Origin of the sequence: Pseudomonas sp. Wu6 (genome assembly GCF_019891515.1) — a bacterium.
Classification (GTDB): Bacteria; Pseudomonadota; Gammaproteobacteria; order Pseudomonadales; family Pseudomonadaceae; genus Aquipseudomonas; species Aquipseudomonas orientalis_A.
In genome coordinates, this window is record NZ_JAFLXH010000060.1 from 1 (window position 1) to 21,064 (window position 21,064).

Annotated in this window: 23 protein-coding genes; 10 read left to right on the forward strand and 13 right to left on the reverse strand. The window is 62.1% G+C overall.

Annotation, left to right across the window (positions count from 1 at the left end; translation table 11 throughout):
- Positions 1–232 precede the first annotated feature (232 nt).
- The 7 genes from J1G34_RS25680 to J1G34_RS25710 form a co-directional block, all read right to left on the reverse strand.
- Positions 233–1,582: a CoA transferase gene (locus J1G34_RS25680; protein WP_065935175.1), complete on the reverse strand. Its 1,350-nt coding sequence runs from the start codon at positions 1,580–1,582 to the stop codon at positions 233–235.
- A gap of 40 nt (positions 1,583–1,622) precedes the next feature.
- Positions 1,623–2,966 (reverse strand): sensor histidine kinase, encoded by a 1,344-nt coding sequence (locus tag J1G34_RS25685; RefSeq protein ID WP_065896409.1) that lies wholly within the window; start codon positions 2,964–2,966, stop codon positions 1,623–1,625.
- Between the two features lie 68 nt (positions 2,967–3,034).
- The gene (locus tag J1G34_RS25690; RefSeq protein ID WP_222994814.1) at positions 3,035–3,508 is read right to left on the reverse strand and encodes an LTXXQ domain protein; all 474 of its coding nucleotides are present in this window, start codon (positions 3,506–3,508) and stop codon (positions 3,035–3,037) included.
- 157 nt (positions 3,509–3,665) lie between these two features.
- Positions 3,666–4,343 (reverse strand): response regulator transcription factor, encoded by a 678-nt coding sequence (locus J1G34_RS25695; protein WP_065887631.1) that lies wholly within the window; start codon positions 4,341–4,343, stop codon positions 3,666–3,668.
- Positions 4,344–4,350: 7 nt separating this feature from the next.
- Positions 4,351–4,758 carry a translation initiation factor 2 gene (locus tag J1G34_RS25700; protein ID WP_065895059.1) on the reverse strand — a complete coding sequence of 136 codons (408 nt, stop codon included), beginning with the start codon at positions 4,756–4,758 and terminating at the stop codon, positions 4,351–4,353.
- Between the two features lie 106 nt (positions 4,759–4,864).
- Complete coding sequence (locus J1G34_RS25705) at positions 4,865–5,164, reverse strand: YciI family protein (RefSeq protein ID WP_065887633.1); 300 nt, start codon at positions 5,162–5,164, stop codon at positions 4,865–4,867.
- Between the two features lies 1 nt (position 5,165).
- Positions 5,166–5,762, reverse strand: coding sequence for a septation protein A (locus J1G34_RS25710; RefSeq protein ID WP_065896412.1), 597 nt, complete (start codon positions 5,760–5,762; stop codon positions 5,166–5,168).
- Between the two features lie 87 nt (positions 5,763–5,849).
- On the opposite strand from J1G34_RS25710, the gene J1G34_RS25715 reads away from it, so the two are divergent.
- The 6 genes from J1G34_RS25715 to rluB all read left to right on the forward strand — a co-directional run bounded on the left by J1G34_RS25715 (position 5,850) and on the right by rluB (position 10,716).
- On the forward strand, positions 5,850–6,713 hold the full coding sequence (locus tag J1G34_RS25715) for a PHP domain-containing protein (protein WP_065936847.1): 864 nt from the start codon (positions 5,850–5,852) through the stop codon (positions 6,711–6,713).
- Between the two features lie 13 nt (positions 6,714–6,726).
- Entirely contained in the window at positions 6,727–7,356 is a 630-nt protein-coding gene (locus J1G34_RS25720) for an L-threonylcarbamoyladenylate synthase (RefSeq protein ID WP_065887636.1), read from the forward strand.
- Between the two features lie 120 nt (positions 7,357–7,476).
- A complete protein-coding gene (locus J1G34_RS25725) occupies positions 7,477–8,175 on the forward strand; it encodes a segregation and condensation protein A (protein WP_170827597.1) in 699 nt (232 codons plus the stop codon).
- A gap of 12 nt (positions 8,176–8,187) precedes the next feature.
- Positions 8,188–9,102 carry an SMC-Scp complex subunit ScpB gene (scpB, locus tag J1G34_RS25730; RefSeq protein ID WP_065887638.1) on the forward strand — a complete coding sequence of 305 codons (915 nt, stop codon included), beginning with the start codon at positions 8,188–8,190 and terminating at the stop codon, positions 9,100–9,102.
- Positions 9,103–9,168: 66 nt separating this feature from the next.
- A complete protein-coding gene (locus J1G34_RS25735) occupies positions 9,169–9,360 on the forward strand; it encodes a DUF1289 domain-containing protein (protein WP_065887639.1) in 192 nt (63 codons plus the stop codon).
- 144 nt (positions 9,361–9,504) lie between these two features.
- Entirely contained in the window at positions 9,505–10,716 is a 1,212-nt protein-coding gene (rluB, locus tag J1G34_RS25740; protein WP_065887640.1) for a 23S rRNA pseudouridine(2605) synthase RluB, read from the forward strand.
- A gap of 693 nt (positions 10,717–11,409) precedes the next feature.
- Here rluB and J1G34_RS25745 read toward each other — a convergent pair.
- Positions 11,410–12,369 carry a M29 family metallopeptidase gene (locus J1G34_RS25745; RefSeq protein ID WP_222994815.1) on the reverse strand — a complete coding sequence of 320 codons (960 nt, stop codon included), beginning with the start codon at positions 12,367–12,369 and terminating at the stop codon, positions 11,410–11,412.
- A gap of 73 nt (positions 12,370–12,442) precedes the next feature.
- On the reverse strand, positions 12,443–12,580 hold the full coding sequence (locus J1G34_RS25750) for a hypothetical protein (protein WP_003237751.1): 138 nt from the start codon (positions 12,578–12,580) through the stop codon (positions 12,443–12,445).
- 650 nt (positions 12,581–13,230) lie between these two features.
- Here J1G34_RS25750 and J1G34_RS25755 point away from each other — a divergent pair.
- From J1G34_RS25755 to arfB, 3 genes are all read left to right on the forward strand, one after another.
- Positions 13,231–14,652 carry an amino acid permease gene (locus J1G34_RS25755; protein WP_065936846.1) on the forward strand — a complete coding sequence of 474 codons (1,422 nt, stop codon included), beginning with the start codon at positions 13,231–13,233 and terminating at the stop codon, positions 14,650–14,652.
- A 105-nt stretch (positions 14,653–14,757) separates the two neighbouring features.
- The gene (locus J1G34_RS25760) at positions 14,758–15,441 is read left to right on the forward strand and encodes a pentapeptide repeat-containing protein (RefSeq protein ID WP_065896416.1); all 684 of its coding nucleotides are present in this window, start codon (positions 14,758–14,760) and stop codon (positions 15,439–15,441) included.
- A 12-nt stretch (positions 15,442–15,453) separates the two neighbouring features.
- The gene (arfB, locus tag J1G34_RS25765; RefSeq protein ID WP_065895053.1) at positions 15,454–15,867 is read left to right on the forward strand and encodes an alternative ribosome rescue aminoacyl-tRNA hydrolase ArfB; all 414 of its coding nucleotides are present in this window, start codon (positions 15,454–15,456) and stop codon (positions 15,865–15,867) included.
- Here the strand turns inward: arfB and J1G34_RS25770 are convergent.
- From J1G34_RS25770 to J1G34_RS25780, 3 genes are all read right to left on the reverse strand, one after another.
- A complete protein-coding gene (locus tag J1G34_RS25770; RefSeq protein WP_065895052.1) occupies positions 15,864–17,060 on the reverse strand; it encodes an MFS transporter in 1,197 nt (398 codons plus the stop codon). The genes arfB and J1G34_RS25770 overlap by 4 nt on opposite strands.
- A gap of 104 nt (positions 17,061–17,164) precedes the next feature.
- Positions 17,165–17,335, reverse strand: coding sequence for a hypothetical protein (locus J1G34_RS25775; protein WP_163001606.1), 171 nt, complete (start codon positions 17,333–17,335; stop codon positions 17,165–17,167).
- 318 nt (positions 17,336–17,653) lie between these two features.
- On the reverse strand, positions 17,654–17,965 hold the full coding sequence (locus J1G34_RS25780; protein WP_104504517.1) for a DUF962 domain-containing protein: 312 nt from the start codon (positions 17,963–17,965) through the stop codon (positions 17,654–17,656).
- Between the two features lie 160 nt (positions 17,966–18,125).
- On the opposite strand from J1G34_RS25780, the gene J1G34_RS25785 reads away from it, so the two are divergent.
- A complete protein-coding gene (locus J1G34_RS25785) occupies positions 18,126–19,184 on the forward strand; it encodes an AraC family transcriptional regulator (protein WP_065896417.1) in 1,059 nt (352 codons plus the stop codon).
- Here J1G34_RS25785 and J1G34_RS25790 read toward each other — a convergent pair.
- A complete protein-coding gene (locus tag J1G34_RS25790; protein WP_065887653.1) occupies positions 19,141–20,595 on the reverse strand; it encodes a TrkH family potassium uptake protein in 1,455 nt (484 codons plus the stop codon). The genes J1G34_RS25785 and J1G34_RS25790 overlap by 44 nt on opposite strands.
- Positions 20,596–21,064 lie beyond the last annotated feature (469 nt).

Genomic DNA, 21,064 nt, shown 5'->3' on the forward strand with positions numbered 1-21,064 from the left:
TGCCGAGTGGTGGGGCAAGAGCGTTTTGCTTACTTTTGCGCTTTTCAAAAGTGAGCCGCCGTCAGGGCGGAACCCTAAGTGGCCGTTACCACAGAAACGGATATGTACTCGATCTGATCCAACATCCCGGTCGGCCCAGAGGCCGCCATCGGGGGCAAGCCCCCTCCCACTTTTGAATGGGTTCACAAAGCAAAATGTGGGAGGGGGCTTGCCCCCGATGGCGGTCTTCAGATCACCACTGCGCTCGGTGTGACCCCAATTCCCCCGCCGGCAAATCCCATTGCAGCGGCGTACCGCTGATCGTCAGCGGCGCCAGCAGTCGATGCGCCGGGCCCCAGGCGGTCTGTTCGACCACCAGGCCTTGATCACCCGCATCTTCGGCCCGCAACGCCGGTTGCTCCGGCACCTGCCCCGCATCCACCAATAACTTCGCCGTACGGGCCAGCGACAATCGCGCCGAACCTCCGCGCCCGGACTTCAAGCGTTCGCTCAAGGCTTGGATCGCACTGGCCGCCATCAGGTACCCGGTCGCGTGGTCCAGCGCCTGCACCGGCAGCGGCGACGGCTTATCCACCTGTTTCCAGGCCATCCCGGCCTCGGCAATCCCGCTGCTCATCTGCACCAGGCTGTCAAAGCCGCGCCGATTGCGCCACGGGCCGCTCCAGCCGTAAGCATTGAGGCTGACATCGATCAGGCCCGGCGCGATGCGTTGCAGCGCGTCGCTCGCGTAGCCCAGTTGCTCCAGCGCATCGGCGCGGTAACCGTGGAACAGAATGTCGGCGTTTCTGAGCAACGCTTCGAAGACCTGCCGACCCTCGGCGCTCTTCAGGTCAAGACGCGCGCAGCGCTTGCCCAGGGTCATTTCCGGCACCACGCCGGGTTCGTCCCAGGTCGGCGAGTCGATGCGCAATACGTCTGCGCCCAGGCCCGCGAGAAAACGACTGGCGACCGGGCCGGCCAGGACGCGGGTCAAATCCAGCACCTTGATACCGGCCAGCGGTCGGGCCGTGGTGCCGAGCCAGGGTTGGTTGCCGGCGGTGGCGAAGGCCTGCCGCTGTATCAGTGGCTCGGCATTCACCGCCAAGCCCTGGGGGTGGCCCTGCCAGGCTTGCCAGGTGCGCATTTGCGCCGCGCAACCGCCTTCGTCGACCACCGCCTGTTCCAGTTCGGCGGCGTTCCACTTGGCGACGTTATGCGCCATTTGCGCGCGTTCGGTGACCTTGCCCAACACCCGTTCGGCCGCGGCGCGGTGATGGGGCGCGTTGGTGTGCAAGCGAATCCAGCCGTCGGCGCTTGCGTAGTCACCGGCTATCGGGTCCCACAGCGGCGGCACTTGCCAGCCCAGTGGGCGAATCGATGAGGAAAACCACAACGAGGCGAGGCGACGGTCTACGCTGATGCTCGGCAAGCGTGCGGTCTGTTGACGGATAAGCTCGGCAACGGCCTGACCGGCGGCGCCGATGCTGGCGGCGGCCAGGTCAGTCACGGCAAAGGCCGAGGGCAGGGCGCCGGGCTCGCTCAGGGTCAGTGGGGTAGGCGGCAGATCGAGTGCGGCTTGGATGGGTGTCAGCAGGTCGGTCATCGAAGGCCCTCCATAAGAGAAGGGCCACTATAGAAGATCGTCAGGCCGGTGTGGCAACCCCGGGCACCAATGGCAGTTCGAGACTGGCGACAAAGCCGCCGCCCTGATGATTGGCCAGGATCAGTTGGCCGCCATGGCGTTCGGCGGCGCGACGTGCGATCGCCAGGCCCAGGCCGTGACCTTGCGCGGTCTGGCCGGGTGCGCGGTAGAACGGCTCGCCCAGTTGGTTCAGGTGCTCGGCTTCAACGCCGGGGCCGTGATCGCGCACACTGATCAGGATCCGTTCACCGTGCCGCTGCGCGTGCAACTCGATGGCTTGGCCGGCCGGGTTGAAGCGCTGGGCATTGCGCAGCAGGTTGTCCACGGCGCGCTCGATCATGGTCGGCCAGCCCTTGAGGCGCAGGTCGGGTTCAGCCGTCAGTTGCACCTCTTGCTCCGGCGCGCTGAGCTGGGCGTCTTTTTGCAGGGTCTTGAGCAATGGGTTGAGGTCGATCTCTTCGGCGCTGGCGTTGTCGGCATCCACCCGGGCCAGGACCAGAATCTCACTGATCAAGGCTTCCAGGCGGTCGCATTCGCGGGTCAGGCGCGGCCAGAGTTTTTCCCGATCTTCGGGGCTGGCGCGTTCGGCCAGGGCCAGGGCGATACGCAAGCGGGCCAGGGGCGAGCGCAGTTCGTGGGAGACGTCGCGCAACAGTTGGCGCTGGCTGCCGATCAGGCTTTGCAGGCGGGCGCCCATGCGGTTGAAGTCGGTGGCCAGGACGCCGAATTCATCGCGGCGGTTGGCCAGTTGCGCCAGGCTGTTCTGTTGATATGTGGCCTGGCCCAGGTCATGCACCGCGCCGCGCAGTCGGCTGAGCGGTCGGGTGATCGACAACGTCACCAACAGGCTGAACAGCGTCAGCACCACCAGGGCAATGGCCAGGGCGCTGAACGGCCATAACAGGCTGCTGCGGTGCCAGGCGTCCAGCTCCGGATGAGGAATGCGATAGATCAGCAGGTAGGTGTCGCCGGTTTTTTCGCTGGTGTATTCGGCGGTCAGGCGGCGCCAGGGCAGGTGGCTGTCCTGGCTGTCATTCTGCCGGGCTTCAAGGGCGGCGGCGCGGCGCGGGAAGGTGCCGCGTACCACCGGCTCGCCGCCCTCGTTGAGCACTTGCACGTCAATGTGGTACTGGCGCTTGCGTTGCTGCAGCAACTCCTGGGCAGCCTCTTCGCCCTGGGCTTCGTAGAGTTGCGTCCACTCTTGCGCCAGATTGTTGAGGCCGGGATGGCGGCTGAGAATCCAGGCGTCCTGGTTCAGCATATGCCCGAGCAGGATCGACAACCCCGCAACCAGGGCGATGGCCAACCAGAAACTCGCCAGGATGCGCCAGAACAATGAACGCACGGGAAACCCTCAAACAGGAAAAGCCCAGCGGCGGGGGCCACTGGGCTGGGAGCGTTAACGCTGGAGCATTATTGCGCTTTTTGCGGCTGTTGCGCTTTCCAGGCCTGGAATTCCTTCCATTCGGCACGACGCTGCTCTTGTTGCTTGACGATCTCGTCGAACTTCTTCTGCTGGTCGGGCTTGAGGATGGCGCGGATATCGGCCTGGATTTTCTGCTTGCCGGCAGCGATCTCGTCCTGCATGGCTTTCTGGTCGGCGGCCGGCAGTTTGTCCAGGTACTTGCGGGTCAGGTCTTTGCGAGCGTGCCATTGGTCACCCATCAGCTTGCGGATCTGCTCGTGTTGTTCCGGGCTCAAATCCAGCTGGCGGAACGGGCCGCCTTTACCACGCGGGCCGTGTTCACCGTGACCCGGGCCACCCATCATGTGGCCTTCCGGACCGCCCATCGGGCCTGGGCCTGGACCTGGGCCTTCCGGCATGGCGGCCATGGCGACGGTAGGCAGTGCAGCGGCGAACATCAAAGCGATAAGGGTCTTGCGCATGGTGATTCTCCTGTCTCTATTCCGGTGAGTCCGGATGTGAGTAGATTACCCAGGGCAAGGTCAGCCGCCGTCAGCGGAGCGTAAAGGTTTGGTAAGGCCCGATCGTTCCCACGCTCTGCGTGGGAATGCATCCCGTGACGCTGCGCGTCACCCACGCTCAAGGTGCGTAGTAGTAACCACGGCTACGCAGCGCCACGATCCGCGGCCGACCGTCCGGGTGCGGGCCGATCTTCTTGCGCAGGTTACTCACGTGCATGTCCAGGCTGCGATCGTACAGGGTCAATTTGCGGCCCAGGGCGATCTGCGCCAGTTCCTGTTTATCCAGCGGTTCGCCGGGTTGGCGCAGCAAGGCCTCGAGCAGGCGGCTTTCGGAGACCGTCAGGGTAAATTCCTGTTCGTCGATGCTGACCACCCCGCGCACCGGGCTGAAGCACAGGTCGCCCAGCTCCAGTTGGGTCGACACCGCAGCCGGATGACTGCGGCGCAGTACGGCGCGCAGGCGCGCAGTGAGTTCGCGCGGGTCGCAAGGCTTGGCCAGGTAATCGTCGGCGCCCAGTTCCAGGCCGAGGATGCGGTCCAGGGGTTCGCCCCGGGCCGACAGCATCAGCACCGGCAACTCCGGGTGGTCGTTGCGCAACTGCTTGAGCAACTCCAGGCCACTGCCGTCAGGCAGCATCACGTCGAGCACCACCGCCGCCGGAGCGGCTTCGGCCAGGGCCTTGCGGGCGCTGGAGCCGTCATGGCAGGCGCGCACCTGGAAACCTTCCTGGCTCAGCCAACTGACCAGCAGCTCGCAGAGCTCCTGGTCATCATCTATCAGTAACAGCTCGCTCATGACTCACTCAATTTAGCCATTGTCGACGACGACGGTGCCCACCGCTGGCGAAGATGCCACACAGCAGGGCGATCAGTGCGACGCCCGCACCGGTGACAAACCATTGCTGCTGCTCGGTCAACCATCGGGTCAAGGCGCCGTCCTGTGTCTCTTTGAGTTGCTGGGCCAGGCGTTGGTTCTCCTGGCGCAGACGACTCAGTTGCGCGCTTTCGCGGGTGGCTTGCGCGCTTTGCAGCTGCTTGCTCAGTTCTTCGCGCAGCCCTTCGCTTTCTTTCAAACGTTGCTGCAGTTCGGTGACCTGGCTGTGGGGACTCAAGGACAGCGGCGTGGCGCTGCCGCTATTGGAGGTCTCTTCAGCCTGGGCCGTCGCCCCGAGGGTTAACACTGCCAACAGACACAACTGACGTAAGCGCATCGGAACTCCTGATTCCACACGAATATTCAGAACGTTATCGGCAGGTTACCGGGAATAATGAGCCATCAGGCGGGCGCCCAAGCGTTTTGGTCGGGCGCCACCGGGCTCAGGGCAGGACTTGCTTGAACGGCTTGATCACGACATCAGCGTAGACACCCGCCGCGACATAAGGATCAGCCTTGGCCCACGCCTGGGCATCGGCCAGGGACGCGAACTCGGCAACGATCAGGCTGCCGGTGAAACCCGCGTCGCCCGGGTCGTTGCTGTCGACGGCCGGGTGCGGGCCGGCCAGTACGATGCGGCCTTCGGTTTGCAACTGCTTGAGGCGTTCGACATGGGCGGGGCGCACGCTCAGGCGTTTTTCCAGCGAGTTGGCAACATCGGTGGCAATGATGGCGTAGAGCATGTCAGTCCTCGGTTTTCGGCGTGGTGGCGGCAGTGTCATGCAGGTGGCGCGACAGGTAGATACCCTGGCCGACCAGGAACAGCAGGGTCATGGCCAGGCTGCCGAACACCTTGAAGTCGACCCAGTAGTCTTGAAAGGTAAACGCCACGAACAGGTTGGCGGCACCGCAGAAGATGAAGAACACGATCCAGGCCACGTTCAAGCGTACCCAGATCGGCTCCGGCAAGGTCAGCGCGTGGCCCATGATCCGCTTGATCAGCAGGCGATCACCAATGAAGTGGCTGCCGATGAAGACCAGGGCGAACAGCCAGTTGACCACCGGGGCTTTCCACTTGAGGAAGGTTTCGCTGTGGAAGGCCAGGGTCAGGCCGCCGAATACCAGGCAGGCGACGAGGGTCAGCCACTGGCTTTTTTCCAGCTTGCGCTGGGAGATGAAGATGGCGCCGTAAACCACGATGGAGCTGATGATCAGCACGGCGGTGGCGCTGTAGATGCCGCCGAACGAGAGTTCGTGACCGGCGATGTCGATGACCCTGGGGTCGAGTTTGGTAACGATGAAAAACAGCAACAGCGGGATGAAGTCGATGAATTGTTTCACAGTAAGAGCCAGAAGCTGGATGTGGCGGCATAATAACAAACATCCTTGGTTGCGATAGCGCCAGCTGACTTGAGGTTACACACTCCCGTGAATGTTGATTTGCACTGCCACAGCACGGCCTCCGACGGCGCCCTGGCGCCAGCGGTACTGGTTGCGCGTGCGTTTGAAAAAGGCGTGCGAGTGCTGTCGCTGACCGACCACGACACCCTCGAAGGTCTCGACGAGGCCCGCACGGCGGCCCATGCATTGGGCATGCAACTGGTCAACGGCGTGGAATTGTCCTGCACCTGGGGTGGCGCCACCATTCATGTGCTCGGCTACGGTTTCGAGCAGAACGCCCCGGCCCTGGTGGCCGCCATCGCCCAATTGCACGATGGCCGCTGGCTGCGGTCCGAAGAAATAAGCCGCAAGCTCAGCCTCAAAGGCATGCCCGGCGCCCTTGACGGCGCCCGCGCTGTCCAGCAGGAACTGGGCGACAGCGGTAACGCGCCGGCCCGTCCGCACTTTGCCGACTGGATGGTGCGTGAGGGGTTCGTCAAGGATCGCGCCGAGGCCTTCCGTAAATGGTTGGGCGCGGGCAAGCTGGGTGATGTGAAGCAACACTGGCCGACCCTGGAAGACACCGTCGGCACCCTGCGGGCCGCCGGGGCCTGGGTCAGCCTGGCGCATCCCTGGCATTACGATTTCACCCGCAGCAAGCGCCGCAAGCTGATCGGCGACTATATTGGAGCGGGCGGCCACGCGATCGAAGTGGTCAACGGGCATCAACCTGCCGAGCAGGTTGGTAGCCTGGCGATCCTGGCGCGCGAATTTGGTCTGCTGGTCAGTGCCGGCAGTGATTTTCATGGCCCAGGCGGCTGGTCCGAGATCGGCGAGTATCGCCAGGTCCCGGAAGATCTGCCGCTGTTGTGGGGGCGATTCAAGCATGACCCCATTATTGCCACCGTCTGAACAGGTAGAACACGTGAGTCAATTCTTCCAGATTCATCCGGAAAACCCCCAGGCGCGCCTGATCAAGCAGGCGGTCGAGATCATTCGCGCCGGCGGCGTGGTGATCTATCCAACTGATTCGTCCTACGCCATCGGCTGCCAGATCGGCGACAAGGGCGCGGTCGAGCGGGTCAGACGTCTGCGTGAGCTGGACAAGAACCATAACTTCGCGCTGATCTGCAGCGACTTGTCGCAGTTGGGGCTGTTCGCCAAGGTCGACACGGGCACCTTCCGCTTGCTCAAGGCGCACACGCCGGGGCCCTACACCTTTATTCTCAACGCCACCCGCGAAGTGCCGCGCCTGCTGCTGCACCCGAAGAAGCGCACCATCGGCCTGCGCGTGCCGGAACACCCGATCGCCCTGGCGCTTTTGGCCGAGCTGGGCGAGCCGCTGATGAGCGTGTCGTTGATCATGCCGGGCGATACCGAACCGCTGGAAGATCCGTATGAAATGCGCCAGTTGCTGGAGAAGCAGGTGGATCTGATCATCGACGGCGGCTTCGGGGGCGGCAAGGCGTCCACCGTGATCAACCTGGCCGACGGCGAGCCTGAAGTGATCCGTGTGGGCTGCGGCGACCCTACGCCGTTTATGGTCGAGGCCTGAATGTCGGTCGTGGAAACCGTCGATCCCCAGGCGGGCGCCCAGCAGGAACTGCCATTTGCCATGGTCTATGGCCAGGCGGTCATGGAAATGCCGCTGGATTTGTACATCCCGCCCGACGCCCTGGAGGTCTTTCTCGAGGCCTTCGAAGGCCCGCTGGACTTGCTGCTGTACCTGATTCGCAAACAGAACATCAACATCCTCGATATTCCCGTGGCGGAAATCACCCGCCAGTACATGGGCTATGTCGAATTGATGCAGTCGGTGCGCCTGGAACTGGCCGCCGAATACCTGGTGATGGCCGCCATGCTCGCCGAGATCAAGTCGCGCATGCTGCTGCCGCGCTCGGAAGCGGTCGAAGCCGAAGAAGATGACCCGCGCGCCGAACTGATCCGTCGCTTGCAGGAATACGAGCGCTTCAAGGCTGCGGCCGAAGGTATCGACGGTTTGAGCCGGGTTGGCCGTGATGTGGTGGTGCCCAAGCTGGACGCGCCCGAAGCGCGCGCGCGCAAGCTGTTGCCTGACGTCAGCCTGGAAGAATTGCTGATGTCCATGGCCGAGGTGCTGCGCCGTGGCGACATGTTCGAAAGCCACCAGGTCAGCCGCGAAGCCCTGTCCACCCGCGAGCGTATGAGCGATGTGCTGGAGCGCCTCAAGGGCGGCGGCTTTGTGCCGTTTGTCGAGCTGTTCACCGCAGAAGAAGGGCGCCTGGGCGTGGTGGTGACCTTCATGGCGATCCTGGAGCTGGTCAAGGAGTCCTTGGTCGAGCTGGTCCAGAATGAGCCGTTTGCGGCTATCCATGTGCGGGCGCGAGCCGAATAACGAGCTGAATCGATGAATCTGACTGAACCCCGCGAACTGGCGCCCTTGCTGGAAGCTTTCCTCCTGGCCTCGGGCAAGCCGCAATCCCTGGAGCGCCTGTTCGAACTTTTTGAAGAGGCCGAACGCCCCGAACCGCCTGTGTTCAAGAAGGCGCTGGAGATCCTGCGCAAGTCCTGCGACGGTCGTGCCTTTGAGTTGCGTGAAGTGGCGTCGGGGTATCGCCTGCAGATCCGCGAGAAATTTTCCCCGTGGGTGGGACGCTTGTGGGAGGAACGCCCGCAGCGTTATTCACGGGCGATGCTGGAGACCATGGCGTTGATCGCCTATCGCCAGCCGATCACCCGGGGCGAGATCGAAGATGTGCGGGGCGTGGCGGTCAACAGCCATATCGTCAAGACGCTGCTGGAACGCGAGTGGATTCGCATCGTCGGCTACCGTGACGTGCCGGGCAAACCGGCGATGTTCGCCACCACCAAAGTGTTCCTCGACCACTTCAACCTGAAAAACCTCGACGACCTGCCGCCGTTGGCCGAGCTGCGCGAGATGGAAGCCGAGCCGGTGCTGGACTTCGACGACGCGCCGGTGCCGCAGAGCCTGCAGGAACTGGCCGACGCCAGTGCCGAGCCGGAGGAGCCCAAGGACGAAACCAGTTTCCATACCTTGCTGCTGGAACTGGACGACATGGAGCAAGGCATCAAGACCGACTTTGATGATTTGCTGCGTGACGGCGCCGCTGAGCCGCAAACCGAGGTGAACGTTGAGCCCGAGCCCGACGTCGAAGAAGATATCCTCGGCGTCGCCGATGCCCGCGAAAAACTGCTGGCCGCCGTCGCCGCCCTCGAACAGCCGCCGCTGAGCGACGAGGAAGACGAAGCCCGGGCGCTGGCCGAGGCGATCGAAAACGAACGCCGCCAACTCGAAGACTGACAAGATCCAATGTGGGAGGGGGCAAGCCCCCTCCCACATTTTGATCGCCGTTGTCCGAGAGCAACTATGACTTCGACCAAAGACCCCTGCATCAGCATCTGCAAGTTCAGCGACGACATCTGCGTCGGCTGTGGCCGCAGCAAGCGTGAAATCCGCGCCTGGAAGAAACTCGACAAAGTCGACAAGCGCACCGTGCTGGCCGAAGCCGAACTGCGCTTGCTGGCGTTGGGCGCCACCGGTCGGCGGAAAAGCAAATGACTTGGGTGTTATCGACTACTCTCTGATGCGCAACACGCGCCATACGCGTATGATTCGCGACCCTTTGCCGACCTATTCGGCCAAAGCCCCGCTTTCAACACTCTTCAGGCCACGCCTGAATCGACCCACCGGGAGGTGCTTAAGATGAACGACAAAGACCAGAACGACAGCCAGGAAATCGGCCCAGCAGGCGAAAAACTGCAAAAGGTGCTGGCGCGTATCGGCGTGGGCTCGCGCCGCGACGTCGAAGCCTGGATCACCCAGAAGCGCATCAAGGTCAACGGCGTCGAGGCCACCCTTGGCCAGCGCGTCGACCTGCATGACGCGATCACCATCGATGGCAAGGTCATCAAGCGCGAAGAAGCCGCCGAATCGGTACGCCGCGTGATCATGTACAACAAGCCCGACGGCGAGATCTGCACCCGTGACGACCCGGAAGGCCGTCCGACCGTGTTCGACAAGATGCCCAAGCCCAAGGAGGGCCGCTGGATCAACATCGGTCGCCTGGACATCAACACCACCGGTTTGCTGATGTTCACCACCGACGGTGAATTGGCCAACCGCCTGATGCACCCCTCCTACGAGATGGACCGCGAATACGCCGTGCGCGTACGTGGCGAAGTCGATGACGAGATGATCGAGCGCTTGAAAGCCGGTGTGGTCCTTGAAGACGGCCCGGCCAAGTTCACCGACATCAAGCAGGCGCCGGGTGGCGAAGGGTTCAACCACTGGTACCACTGCGTGGTGATGGAAGGCCGCAACCGTGAAGTCCGTCGCCTGTGGGAATCCCAGGGCCTGGTGGTCAGCCGCCTGAAACGCGTGCGTTTCGGCCCGGTGTTCCTCAACTCCGACCTGCCGATGGGGCGTTGGCGCGAAATGAGCCAGTACGAAGTCGACATCCTCAGCGCCGAAGTCGGCCTGACGCCGGTCGCGATGCCGCAGATGAACGCCAAGAGCAAAGACAAGCTTGAGCGTATGCAGCGTAAATCGTCGCGCCCTGTGCCGCGTACCGAGCGCGTTGCCCGCACCCTGCGCCCGGCGTTGAATGCTCCGGCAACCGGCGGGCGTATTTCCCGCGAGCCGCAGATTGAAGGTGAGCGCCGTCCAACCGCGCCATCGCGCCAGGAAGGCGAGCGTGCTCCACGCGCCCCGCGTCCGGCTCCGTCGGGTGGTCGCAGCAACCGTGGTGAAGCCGACCGTCCGGCCGACAACGCCAGCACCAAGCGTCCGGCCAAGCCAGCGGCGAACAAGCGCCCTGGCCCGAAGCTGGTGGCTGACGAGCCGTCGGGCAAGCGCCGTGGCGCTCCGGCGGGGTCCGGTCAGCGTCCGGGTTTTGGTCGTAAGAAGCCGCAGTGAGGCCGTAGCCGCTGCATAAAAAAGCCAACCCTGGGGTTGGCTTTTTTTTCCTCTAAATTTGAAATGCAATCAACTGTGGGAGGGGGCTTGCCCCCGATAGCCATAGGTATCTACACAATTTTGGTGCGACACCGTACCTGTGGCGAGGGAGCTAACGCGTATCTACCTGACGCTCCGAGGTCCAAATGTGGGAGGGGGCTTGCCCCCGATGGCGGCCTCTGGGCCGACCAGGATGTTGGATCAGATCGAGTACATATCCGTTTCTGCGGTCATGGCCACTTAGGGTTCCGCCCTTACGGCGGGTCACTTTGGAAAAGCCCCAAAGTAACCAAAGGGCTCTTGCCCCACCACTCGGCACCTCGCCTAGGCTCGGTGTGCCCTCACTCCGGCTTGAATCCGTGGGCCGCCGCCACGCGCCATCCATGGCGCGGGGCGGCTAACCCGGCGTCCTGCCGGGTTACCCACGGATTCAAGCCTGCGTTCGGCCAGCGTGGTTTAACGGGGCGCCTGAGATCAAGATCAAGATCAAGAGCGGCTCGCTTCGCATCGTGGTTACGGGTGGGCGCGGCTGCGTTGTGTAGATACCTATGCCCCGATGAGGGAGTGCCAGTGAACGCATCTACAGCTGACACACTGCAATCGGGGGCAAGCCCCCTCCCACGGTTGGATCTCCGGTGTTTTCGAGTGCTTTGCTCAGAAGGCAAACGTCCCATCAAACACCGGCTTGTCATCCAGCGCCAACACGCCGCTGGCAAAGATCAGGTCCAGGTGGTGACTGCCTTTCTGCCCGCCGCCCAAGCCCAGATGCAACCCGCAATGGCGTTCTTCAAAGCCTGCATTGCGCGCGTACAAATCCTTCACGCCTTCATTGGTGCCGATGCCCAGTTCTTCCACGCGGCGGTTGGACGGGTTGGCATTGAGGTACTTGTTGAAGTCATCCACCAACCCCGGCACGTCGCTGGCCACGCTGCAGATGGTGGAGTTCTCGATCCACAGTTCCAGGGGTGACTCCAGCACGCCGTATTTACGCGCAAAGGGGATGGTGCTGAGGAACGTCCCGACAAACCGCACTTGCCCGTTGATGGCCTCGCTGTGGGTGGCGATCTCGCCCGGGGCCAGGTCGTGGTTGCCGACGCCGTTGATATTGGTCCACTTCTTGATGCTGCTCATGGGGGCTTCAAGGCGTGAGCCGTGCTTGTCGGTGAAGCTCAGCACGGTGGCTTCGGACATGCGCCGGATCAAGGTGGCGTTGAGGTCGGCTATGCGCTGCGGTTCGACGCTGAAGGTGTCGTAGAAGTAGTCGCCATAATCCTTGAACAACAGCGACTTTTTCCAATGTTCGGCCATCACGCCCTGCAATGCACGGATAAAATCCGGGCCTTCGGCGCGGGGGTTGGGCAGGGTCGAGGAATCGTAGAGAAACAGGTAGAGGTCGCAGGCTTCGATGGCCTGGGCCAGGGATTCACTGGCGTTCAGGTCCAGGCGCTGCACCTGGAAATTGAAACGGGCGGCGCTGCCGTGGGTGATTGCCTGGGCGATGGCGTCGTAGCGTTCGGTATGGCCCAGCAGCACGGTAGGGCGGCTCAGGCCCTGGAGGGCCGGGTGATGAGCGAGGTAGTAAAGAAAGTGTTCGACGGCGCGGGCCTTGTCCATGACGGGAGTCCTTCGGTGCCTTGGGTAAGGGGGCAGGTGCCGTGCACGGCACCTGCCGGATGCCTGCCGGGTATTAGAACGGCCACATCGCGGTGCCAAATGGCACAACGGCATCGGCTTGCATCATTTCAACGGCGGCCTCATGGGTCGGCGCTTCAAACCAATCGTCGAGTTGCAGTTCGGTTTCCAGGTCTTTTTCCAGTGCTTGCATGGTGTATCTCCTAGAGGACGTTGTTTGAGAACGGCTTGCCAACGGGCTTCGCGGGCAAGTGCAGAGAACCTAGGAGAGAGTGTTTCAAAATGCAAAATATTTATTGACACGGTTTCATTTGGACTTTTTCTTCGGTTTTTTTGAAGAGATTTTTTATCGAGAAAAAACAGTTGATTGGCTGAACCGATTCTTCAGTTATGCCTGACCGACAATTTTCCGTAGACCGCCCCCTGAGCGTGGCCGTAAAGACAACGTTCCGCACTGTAACGTCAGGTTTACGCCGATGGTCGCGTAACGCTGGGTAGAAAATCCCTGTAAGGAATACCTGACAGATTGCCGAGTGCGCGTTGGTGGTGCGTGCCGAACCTGTCGAGCGGTGTACAATGCGCCGCGTTTTACTGTGACCCCCCCTTTGCGTAACCACGCAAAAGGCCAAGACCCAGGGTTTACCTTCCCTGATCACTCCGCCTGGCCACGAGCCAGACGGGTTCGATTTCGTCACAGATAAAAACAAACAGGTGACGCATGACCGTTAGAAAGACGCTGTACTCCTGGTACCTGCGCTGGGGTTTGAGCGGCGCTGCTTGAGGCGGTAATTCAAGGCAGCAACCTGCATTCAACATTCTCAAACCTTGCGTGAGACTCTTTTCATGAGTGGACCCCATTCCTCTTCAGGCGAGCTGAAACGCGGCCTGAAAAATCGGCATATCCAGTTGATCGCCCTCGGTGGCGCCATCGGTACCGGCCTGTTCCTCGGTTCGGCCGGGGTACTCAAGTCCGCCGGCCCGTCGATGATCCTGGGCTATGCCATCTGCGGCTTTATCGCCTTCATGATCATGCGCCAACTCGGTGAAATGATCGTCGAAGAGCCGGTCGCCGGCTCCTTCAGCCATTTCGCCCATAAATACTGGGGCGGGTTTGCCGGCTTCCTGTCGGGCTGGAACTGCTGGATCCTGTACATCCTGGTGGGCATGTCGGAGCTGACGGCCGTTGGTAAATACGTGCACTTCTGGTGGCCGCAGATTCCGACCTGGGCCTCGGCGGCGGCCTTCTTCGTGCTGATCAACCTGATCAACCTGGCCAATGTCAAAGTCTTCGGTGAGGCCGAGTTCTGGTTTGCGATCATCAAGGTGGTGGCGATTGTCGGCATGATCGCCCTGGGCAGCTATCTGCTGGTGAGCGGCAGCGGCGGGCCACAGGCGTCGGTGACCAACCTGTGGGAGCACGGCGGCTTTTTCCCCCATGGCGTGGGTGGGTTGGTGATGGCCATGGCGATCATCATGTTCTCCTTCGGCGGCCTGGAAATGCTCGGGTTTACCGCTGCCGAAGCCGACCAGCCACGCACGGTGATCCCCAAGGCCATCAATCAGGTGATCTATCGCATCCTGATTTTCTACATCGGTGCCCTGGTGGTGCTGTTGTCGCTGATCCCGTGGGACAGCCTGCTGGCCACCCTTAACGCCTCCGGCGACCCCTACAGTGGCAGCCCGTTCGTCCAGGTGTTCTCGATGCTGGGCAGTAAAACGGCCGCGCATATCCTCAACTTCGTGGTGTTGACCGCAGCGCTGTCGGTGTACAACAGCGGCACCTACTGCAACAGCCGCATGTTGCTGGGCATGGCCGAGCAGGGCGATGCACCCAGGGCCCTGGCGAAGATCGACAAGCGCGGCGTACCGGTGCGTTCGATCCTCGCGTCGGCGGCAGTGACCCTGGTGGCGGTGCTGATGAACTACTTCATCCCGCAGCATGCGCTGGAGTTGCTGATGTCCCTGGTGGTGGCCACGTTGGTGATCAACTGGGCGATGATCAGTTATTCCCACTTCAAGTTCCGCCAGCACATGGACCTTACCGGTCAGGTGCCGTTGTTCAAGGCGCTGTGGTATCCCTACGGCAACTTTATCTGCCTGGCGTTCGTGGTGTTTATCCTGGCGATCATGCTGATGATTCCGGGGATCCAGGTGTCGGTGTATGCGATCCCGGTGTGGGTGGCGTTCATGGGGGTGTGCTACTGGATCAAGAACAAGCGCAAGGCGCAAGCGGCCTTGAGCACAGCAGGGACGGTTCTGGAGTAGGACGGTTCCGGTAAATGGAAAACCCGGCCGTGTGCCGGGTTTTTTGTGGGCGCGGGCAGGTTAGACTCCACCCCCCGTTTTTATCGATCCTTGCCCGGAGGCCCTATGCAGCACACCGAGATTGACGGCGGCGCCCTGCAGCGCGACGCGCTGGAAGACCTGATCGAGCAGCACCGCAGCCCTTTGCGCTTGCTCGGCGTCGACCTGAGTGGTGCCGATCTGTCGCGCATGCAATTGGACCACTGGGTGTTTGAGCGGTGCATTCTGACCCAGACGTCCTTCCTCGGTTCGCGCCTGGAAGGCACGCAATGGAAAAGCTGCCGGGCCGGCCACGCCATCTTCGAGGCCGCGAACCTGTTGGAAGCGCAGTTCAGCAGTTGCGACCTGAACAACACGCGCTGGCAGCGCAGCAAGCTGTCCCAGGCGAATTTCACCCAGTGCAAGCTGACCGGCGCCAACTTCACCCATTGCGCGTCCCTCGGCCTGAGCTTCAGCGAAAGCCTGCTCAACAGCGCCTTTTTGTCCGGGTTGTCGTTTGCCCGAACCCTGCTTAACAACCTGGATTTTTCCGATAGCGATTTGTCGGATGCCGACTTTCGCAAGGCAGAGCTGGTGGATTGCAGCCTGGCCCATGCCCGTATCAACGGTGCCAATTTTGCCGGTGCCGACCTGCGTGGTGCAGATTTGAGCGGCTTTCGTCTCAATGATGCCAAACTGTTCAAAGGCGCCGTGATTTCCAAAGCCCAGGCGTCGATGTTGTTGTCTGAGTTGGGCTTGTCCGTTGCCTAGGGTTTTTGATTGATGCTGGTAATTTCCAACAATGTGCACCTGCCTGACGCCGAGATCGAACTGACCGCCATTCGCGCCCAGGGCGCCGGCGGGCAGAACGTCAACAAGGTGTCGAGTGCGGTGCACCTGCGCTTTGACATTCCGGCGTCGTCGTTGCCGCAGTTCTACAAGGAGCGCCTGCTGGCGCTGCGTGACAGCCGCATCACCAGCGAGGGCGTGCTGGTGCTCAAGGCCCAGCAATACCGGACCCAGGAACAGAACCGTGCGGATGCGCTGGAGCGTCTGGTGGAATTGATCCTCAGCGCCACCAAGGTCGAAAAGAAGCGCCGGCCGACCAAACCCACCCTGGGTTCAAAGAAGCGCCGGCTGGAGTCAAAAACCAAGCGCGGCAGCATCAAGGCCGGGCGTGGCAAGGTCGACTTTTAAGCGTCGCGAGACTCGCGGGCCTGAGGTGCCTGGCGATACAGATAGAGGCTCAGCAACAAGCCACCGCAGGCGGCGAGGGCGGCGAAGAGGAAGATCGACGCAAAGCCGAAACCTGCCGCGACGGCGCCGGCCAGTGGGCCGGTGATCCCCAGTGACAGGTCAATGAACAACGAATAAGCGCCCACCGCCGCACCACGGCTGGAGGCCGGCACCAGGTTGACGGCCTCAACCCCCAGCGCCGGAAACACCAGGGAAAAACCGAAGCCGCTCAAGGCCGCGCCGGCCAGCGCCCAGGGAGCATCCGGCGCCAGCCACAGCAACAGCAGCCCCAGTATCTCAACCGACAGGCAGGCGATTGCCACGCGGAAACCGCCGATCCGGTTGATCAGATTGCCGAACAGCAGGCGCGCGCCGATAAAACTGGCACCGAACAGGCTCAGTGCCCATACCGCGTTGTCCCAGTGCTGGGTGGTGTAATACAGGGTGATAAAGGTGGCAATGGTGCCAAAGCCGATGGAGCCCAGCGCCAATGCGCAACCGTGGGGCAGTACGCGGCCCAGCACATTCATGAACGGCAGGCGTACACCGGCCACAATCGGCGCCGCTTCTTTGTTCCACGCCAACAGCACGCCCACAAGCGCCAGCACAATGATGCTGACGCCCATGCTCCACAGGCCGAACCGGCTGACCAGCAGCACGCCCAGCGGTGCCCCGACGGCCAGCGCGCCATAGCTGGCGATGCCGTTCCACGAGATGACCTTGGCGGTATTCGCCGCACCGACACGCCCTATGCCCCAACCAATCGCCCCGGAACCCACCAGGCTTTCAGCGCTGCCCAGCACCAGTCGACCGATCAGCAGACAACCGAGACTGAAGGCCGGCAGGCTGGAAAAACCGGCGGCGAGCAACATGAACACGCCGCTCAAGCCGCAACCGACCAGACCGATGAGCACCGCGCGCTTACTGCCCAGGTTATCGATGATTTTGCCGGCATACGGACGGCTCAGCAGGGTCGCCAGGTATTGCACGCTGATCACCAGCCCGGCGATAACCGCGCCATAGCCCAGTTGGCTATGCACATAGCCCGGCAACACCGCCAGGGGGATGCCGATGTTCAGGTAGCCGATAAAGGTGAACAGCACGATGGAAACGACTTGCAGCGTGACCGCCATGGGTCGCTGGGTATCTGGCATGGGAGAGGTCCACTGTCGCAGCAGGTAAAGATAGGCTGCTAATGATACCGGTGGTTTGGCTCGCGCAGGGCGCTAAAGCGCAAAAACCTCAGCGCAGGAACGCTTCAGGCTTGCTCAGGGGCCAGCAATTGGGTGGTGACCAGGGCGGCCAGGGCGTTTTCCTGGGTGCCGAAGCGCTTGAGCAACACGGCTTGTTTGTCCGCGCTGAGGCGGTTCCAGACCTCGACCATCTGCAGGGCAGCGTCGAGTACGGCGGTATCCGGGGTATCGGTCATTTTTACGGGGGTCTCGAATGATTCAGGCAGTGTGGAAAGCGCTCAAAGCTGCGCTTTCCACACGGTCTGGTACGGCGTCAGTCCTGGCTTTCGCTGTCGACTGGTTTTGCTTCTTTGGCTTCGGGCCGTGTGTCGCTGGCCTGTTGCGGTGCTGGCTGCTCTGTAGGCTGCAGGCTTGGGAAGGGGAGATTAGGTATCTCGTGCATCGTCGTCGCTCCTCGCAAGGTCTGTTTCAATCGCAGGTGATTGCGCGCTCTCAAAAAGCCTTGGCAGGATACAGCACTATAAATGACAAATAGACTTTTATATCGACCGTGCCTAGAACGGCACTTTGCCCAGGATCATGTCGCGATACATCACAAAATCACCGAGCAGGCTGTAAAACGGGTGCTGGAAGGTGGCCGGACGGTTCTTCTCGAAGAAGAAATGGCCGATCCAGGCGAAGCTGTAGCCGGCGATCGGCACGGCCAGCAACAGGCCTGGCGAGCCTCGGCCGATGGCGTAGGCCAGGATGCCGATCACCAGCGTAGTGCCGATAAAATGCAGGCGCCGGCAGGTGCTGTTGCCGTGCTCCGCCAGGTAGTACGGGTAAAACTCGGCGAAGCTGTTGAATCGCTTGACGTTTTCCACGGTGACAGGCCCTCTGATTGTTGTGCGGCCCAACAGATGTTCGGCGGGGAGCTTATTTGAGTCTAGAGTGATCAGTGGTGACAGCCAGTGACAATAGATGCCACTTTAGTATCCTTGGCCTCCTGGCTACCGTTTAAGCCTGCCAGCACAAGAAGACGCCATGAGCGAACGAACAACGTCTGCAAGCTGGGCGATGGGGATAGTCAAGGCCCTGGAAATGGACGGCCTGGATTGCCGGGCCCTGTTCAAGCAACTGGGATTGGACTATGCCGACCTCAGTAACCCCGACGCGCGTTTTGCGCAGGATGCCATGACCCGTTTATGGCAGCGCGCAGTGGAGTTGTCGGGCAACCCGGCCATTGGCCTGAACATGGGCAAAGTGGCGCGTCCGGCCTCGTTTCATGTTGCCGGTTATGCCTTGATGTCCAGCAACACCCTCGCCGACGGCTTCAGGCGCCTGGTGCGTTACCAGCGCATCATCGCCGAAAGCGCCGACTTGAGTTTCCGCCTGCTCCCCGAGGGCTACGCGCTGATCCTGACGGTGCACGGCGATCACCTGCCGCCCACCCGACAAAGCGCCGAAGCCTCGCTGGCCAGTGCGTTGGCGCTGTGCGGCTGGCTCACAGGACGAACCCTGCAACCGCATAAAGTGATGCTGCAGGGCGATCAACCGGTCGATCTGGCGCCCTACAAAGAGGTGTTCCATGCGCCGCTGGAATTCAATGCGCCGTATGACGCGCTGATTTTCGAGCAGGCCGACATGGATGCGCCATTGCCTACGGCCAACGAGGCCATGGCGCAGTTGCACGATCGTTTTGCCGGTGAATACCTGGCGCGCTTTTCCGAAAGCCGTGTGACCCACAAGGCACGGCAGGTATTGTGCCGCCTGCTGCCCCAGGGCGAACCCAAGCGCGAAGTGGTGGCGCAGACGTTGCATCTGTCCCAGCGTACCTTGCAACGGCGTTTGCAGGAGGAGGGCACCAGCTTCCAGGCCCTGCTTGACGACACCCGCCGTGAGCTGGCCGAGCAATACCTGGCGCAGCCGAGCATGACCTTGCTGGAAATCGCCTACCTGTTGGGGTTCGCCGACCCCAGCAACTTCTTTCGCGCGTTTCGCCGCTGGTTCGACGCCACGCCCGGCGAATACCGGGCGCGGTTGCAGCATACGTCGACCGTCAGTGACGCCAGAACGCCGGAATACAGAGCACAAACACCGTAATGATTTCCAGCCGTCCCAACAGCATGCCCAGCGACAGAATCCACTTGGCCGCATCCGGCAGGCTGGCGAAGTTGCCGGCCGGGCCGATGGTTTCACCCAGGCCCGGGCCGACGCCGGATACGGTGCTGGCCGCGCCGGTCAGCGCGGTCATCCAGTCCAGGCCCAGCAGTGACAAGGCCAGCGCGATGGCACAAATGGTGATGGCGAAGAAAAACGAAAAGGTCAGGATCGACCGCACGATTTCCTCGTCGAGACGGTGACCGTTGTACTTCTGTTTGATCACCGCGCGCGGGTGAATCAACTGGTTCAGGTTGGCCTTGAGCAGGATATAGGCGACCTGGAAGCGGAAGATCTTGATCCCGCCGGCGGTAGAGCCCGAACAGCCGCCGATAAAGCCCAGGTAGAAGAACAGCATCAGTGAGAAGTTGCCCCAGAGGCTGTAGTCCCCCAGCGCAAAACCGGTGGTGGTCACCACCGAGGTGACGTTCAGCGCCACGTGGCGCAGGGCATCCAGCCAGTGCAGGTTGGTGGTCCACCAATACCAGGTGCCGAGCACCAGCCAGGTCACCACCAGCAAACCGAGCAAGCCCTGCACCTGCTGGTCCCTGAGCAGCGCGCGACGGTTGCCGCGCAAGGTCGCCACGTACAGGGTGAACGGCAGGCTGCCCAGGATCATCACCACCACCGCCACCCAGTGCACCGCCGGTTGCTTCCAGTGCGCCAGGGATTCATCGGAGGTGGAAAACCCGCCGGTGGAAATCGCCGACATGGCGTGGTTGATCGCATCGAACAGCCCCATCCCGGCCCACCAGAACGCCAGGCTGCCAAGGATGGTGATGCCCACATACGCCGCCACGATCAACCGCGCGACCATATGAGAGCGCGGCATGACCTTTTCCGAACGGTCCGACGACTCGGTCTGGAACAGGCGCATGCCACCGATGCGCAGCAGCGGCAGGATCGCCACCGCCATGCCGATAAACCCGATACCGCCGAGCCAGTGCAACAGCGAACGCCACATCAGGATGCCCGGCGACATGTTGTCCAGCCCGCTCAACACCGTGGACCCGGTGGCCGTGATGCCGGACATGCTTTCAAAAAACGAGTCGGTGTAGCTGATGTGCTGAGTCAGCAGGAACGGCAGCGCGGCGAAGACGCACACCACCACCCAGCTTGTTACTGTAAGAAGGTACATGTCCCGGGGGCGCAGGTGTACATGCTCCGGGCGCCCGGGAATCACCAGGGCGAGGCCGGCGATAAAGGTGATCATGCTGGCCCACAGGAACGAGGGCAGGTCGCTGGTGCGTTCGAAGATCACCAGGGTGGCCATGGGCACGACCATGGCGATCGCAAGCGTGATCAGGAAGATGCCGATGATGAAACCGATGATGCGCAGGGTCGGCAACGCCATGAAATTCGCTCGGGTGGTGTGGGCAGAGGCGCCATTCTACCTGCGGTGGAGGTCTTGTAAACCAAGGGCTGGGGCAACATGTAGGAGGGGGCTTGCCCTGATACCGATCAGTTGGCGCAGAGCCCCTGTGGGAGGGGGCTTGCGCCCGATGGCGGCCTCTGGACCGACCAGGATGTTGGATCGATCCCGGTCCCATGTGGGAGGGGGCTTGCTCCCGATGGCGGCCTCTGGACCGACCAGGATGTTGGATCGATCCCGGTCCCATGTGGGAGGGGGCTTGCCCCCGATGGCGGTCTCAGGACCGACCAGGATGTTGGATCGATCCCGGTCCCATGTGGGAGGGGGCTTGCTCCCGATGGCGGCCTCTGGACCGACCAGGATGTTGGATCGATCCCGGTCCCATGTGGGAGGGGGCTTGCCCCCGATGGCGGTCTCAGGACCGACCAGGATGTTGGATCGATCCCGGTCC

What these genes read in the sequence shown, in the direction of transcription:
- J1G34_RS25680 (WP_065935175.1), bottom strand. Translation starts at nt 1,582, where the DNA reads ATGACCGACCTGCTGACACCCATCCAAGCCGCACTCGATCTGCCGCCT.
- J1G34_RS25690 (WP_222994814.1), bottom strand. Translation starts at nt 3,508, where the DNA reads ATGCGCAAGACCCTTATCGCTTTGATGTTCGCCGCTGCACTGCCTACC.
- J1G34_RS25695 (WP_065887631.1), bottom strand. Translation starts at nt 4,343, where the DNA reads ATGAGCGAGCTGTTACTGATAGATGATGACCAGGAGCTCTGCGAGCTG.
- J1G34_RS25700 (WP_065895059.1), bottom strand. Translation starts at nt 4,758, where the DNA reads ATGCGCTTACGTCAGTTGTGTCTGTTGGCAGTGTTAACCCTCGGGGCG.
- J1G34_RS25705 (WP_065887633.1), bottom strand. Translation starts at nt 5,164, where the DNA reads ATGCTCTACGCCATCATTGCCACCGATGTTGCCAACTCGCTGGAAAAA.
- scpB (WP_065887638.1), top strand. Translation starts at nt 8,188, where the DNA reads ATGAATCTGACTGAACCCCGCGAACTGGCGCCCTTGCTGGAAGCTTTC.
- J1G34_RS25735 (WP_065887639.1), top strand. Translation starts at nt 9,169, where the DNA reads ATGACTTCGACCAAAGACCCCTGCATCAGCATCTGCAAGTTCAGCGAC.
- rluB (WP_065887640.1), top strand. Translation starts at nt 9,505, where the DNA reads ATGAACGACAAAGACCAGAACGACAGCCAGGAAATCGGCCCAGCAGGC.
- J1G34_RS25745 (WP_222994815.1), bottom strand. Translation starts at nt 12,369, where the DNA reads ATGGACAAGGCCCGCGCCGTCGAACACTTTCTTTACTACCTCGCTCAT.
- J1G34_RS25750 (WP_003237751.1), bottom strand. Translation starts at nt 12,580, where the DNA reads ATGCAAGCACTGGAAAAAGACCTGGAAACCGAACTGCAACTCGACGAT.
- J1G34_RS25755 (WP_065936846.1), top strand. Translation starts at nt 13,231, where the DNA reads ATGAGTGGACCCCATTCCTCTTCAGGCGAGCTGAAACGCGGCCTGAAA.
- J1G34_RS25760 (WP_065896416.1), top strand. Translation starts at nt 14,758, where the DNA reads ATGCAGCACACCGAGATTGACGGCGGCGCCCTGCAGCGCGACGCGCTG.
- arfB (WP_065895053.1), top strand. Translation starts at nt 15,454, where the DNA reads ATGCTGGTAATTTCCAACAATGTGCACCTGCCTGACGCCGAGATCGAA.
- J1G34_RS25770 (WP_065895052.1), bottom strand. Translation starts at nt 17,060, where the DNA reads ATGCCAGATACCCAGCGACCCATGGCGGTCACGCTGCAAGTCGTTTCC.
- J1G34_RS25775 (WP_163001606.1), bottom strand. Translation starts at nt 17,335, where the DNA reads ATGACCGATACCCCGGATACCGCCGTACTCGACGCTGCCCTGCAGATG.
- J1G34_RS25785 (WP_065896417.1), top strand. Translation starts at nt 18,126, where the DNA reads ATGAGCGAACGAACAACGTCTGCAAGCTGGGCGATGGGGATAGTCAAG.
- J1G34_RS25790 (WP_065887653.1), bottom strand. Translation starts at nt 20,595, where the DNA reads ATGGCGTTGCCGACCCTGCGCATCATCGGTTTCATCATCGGCATCTTC.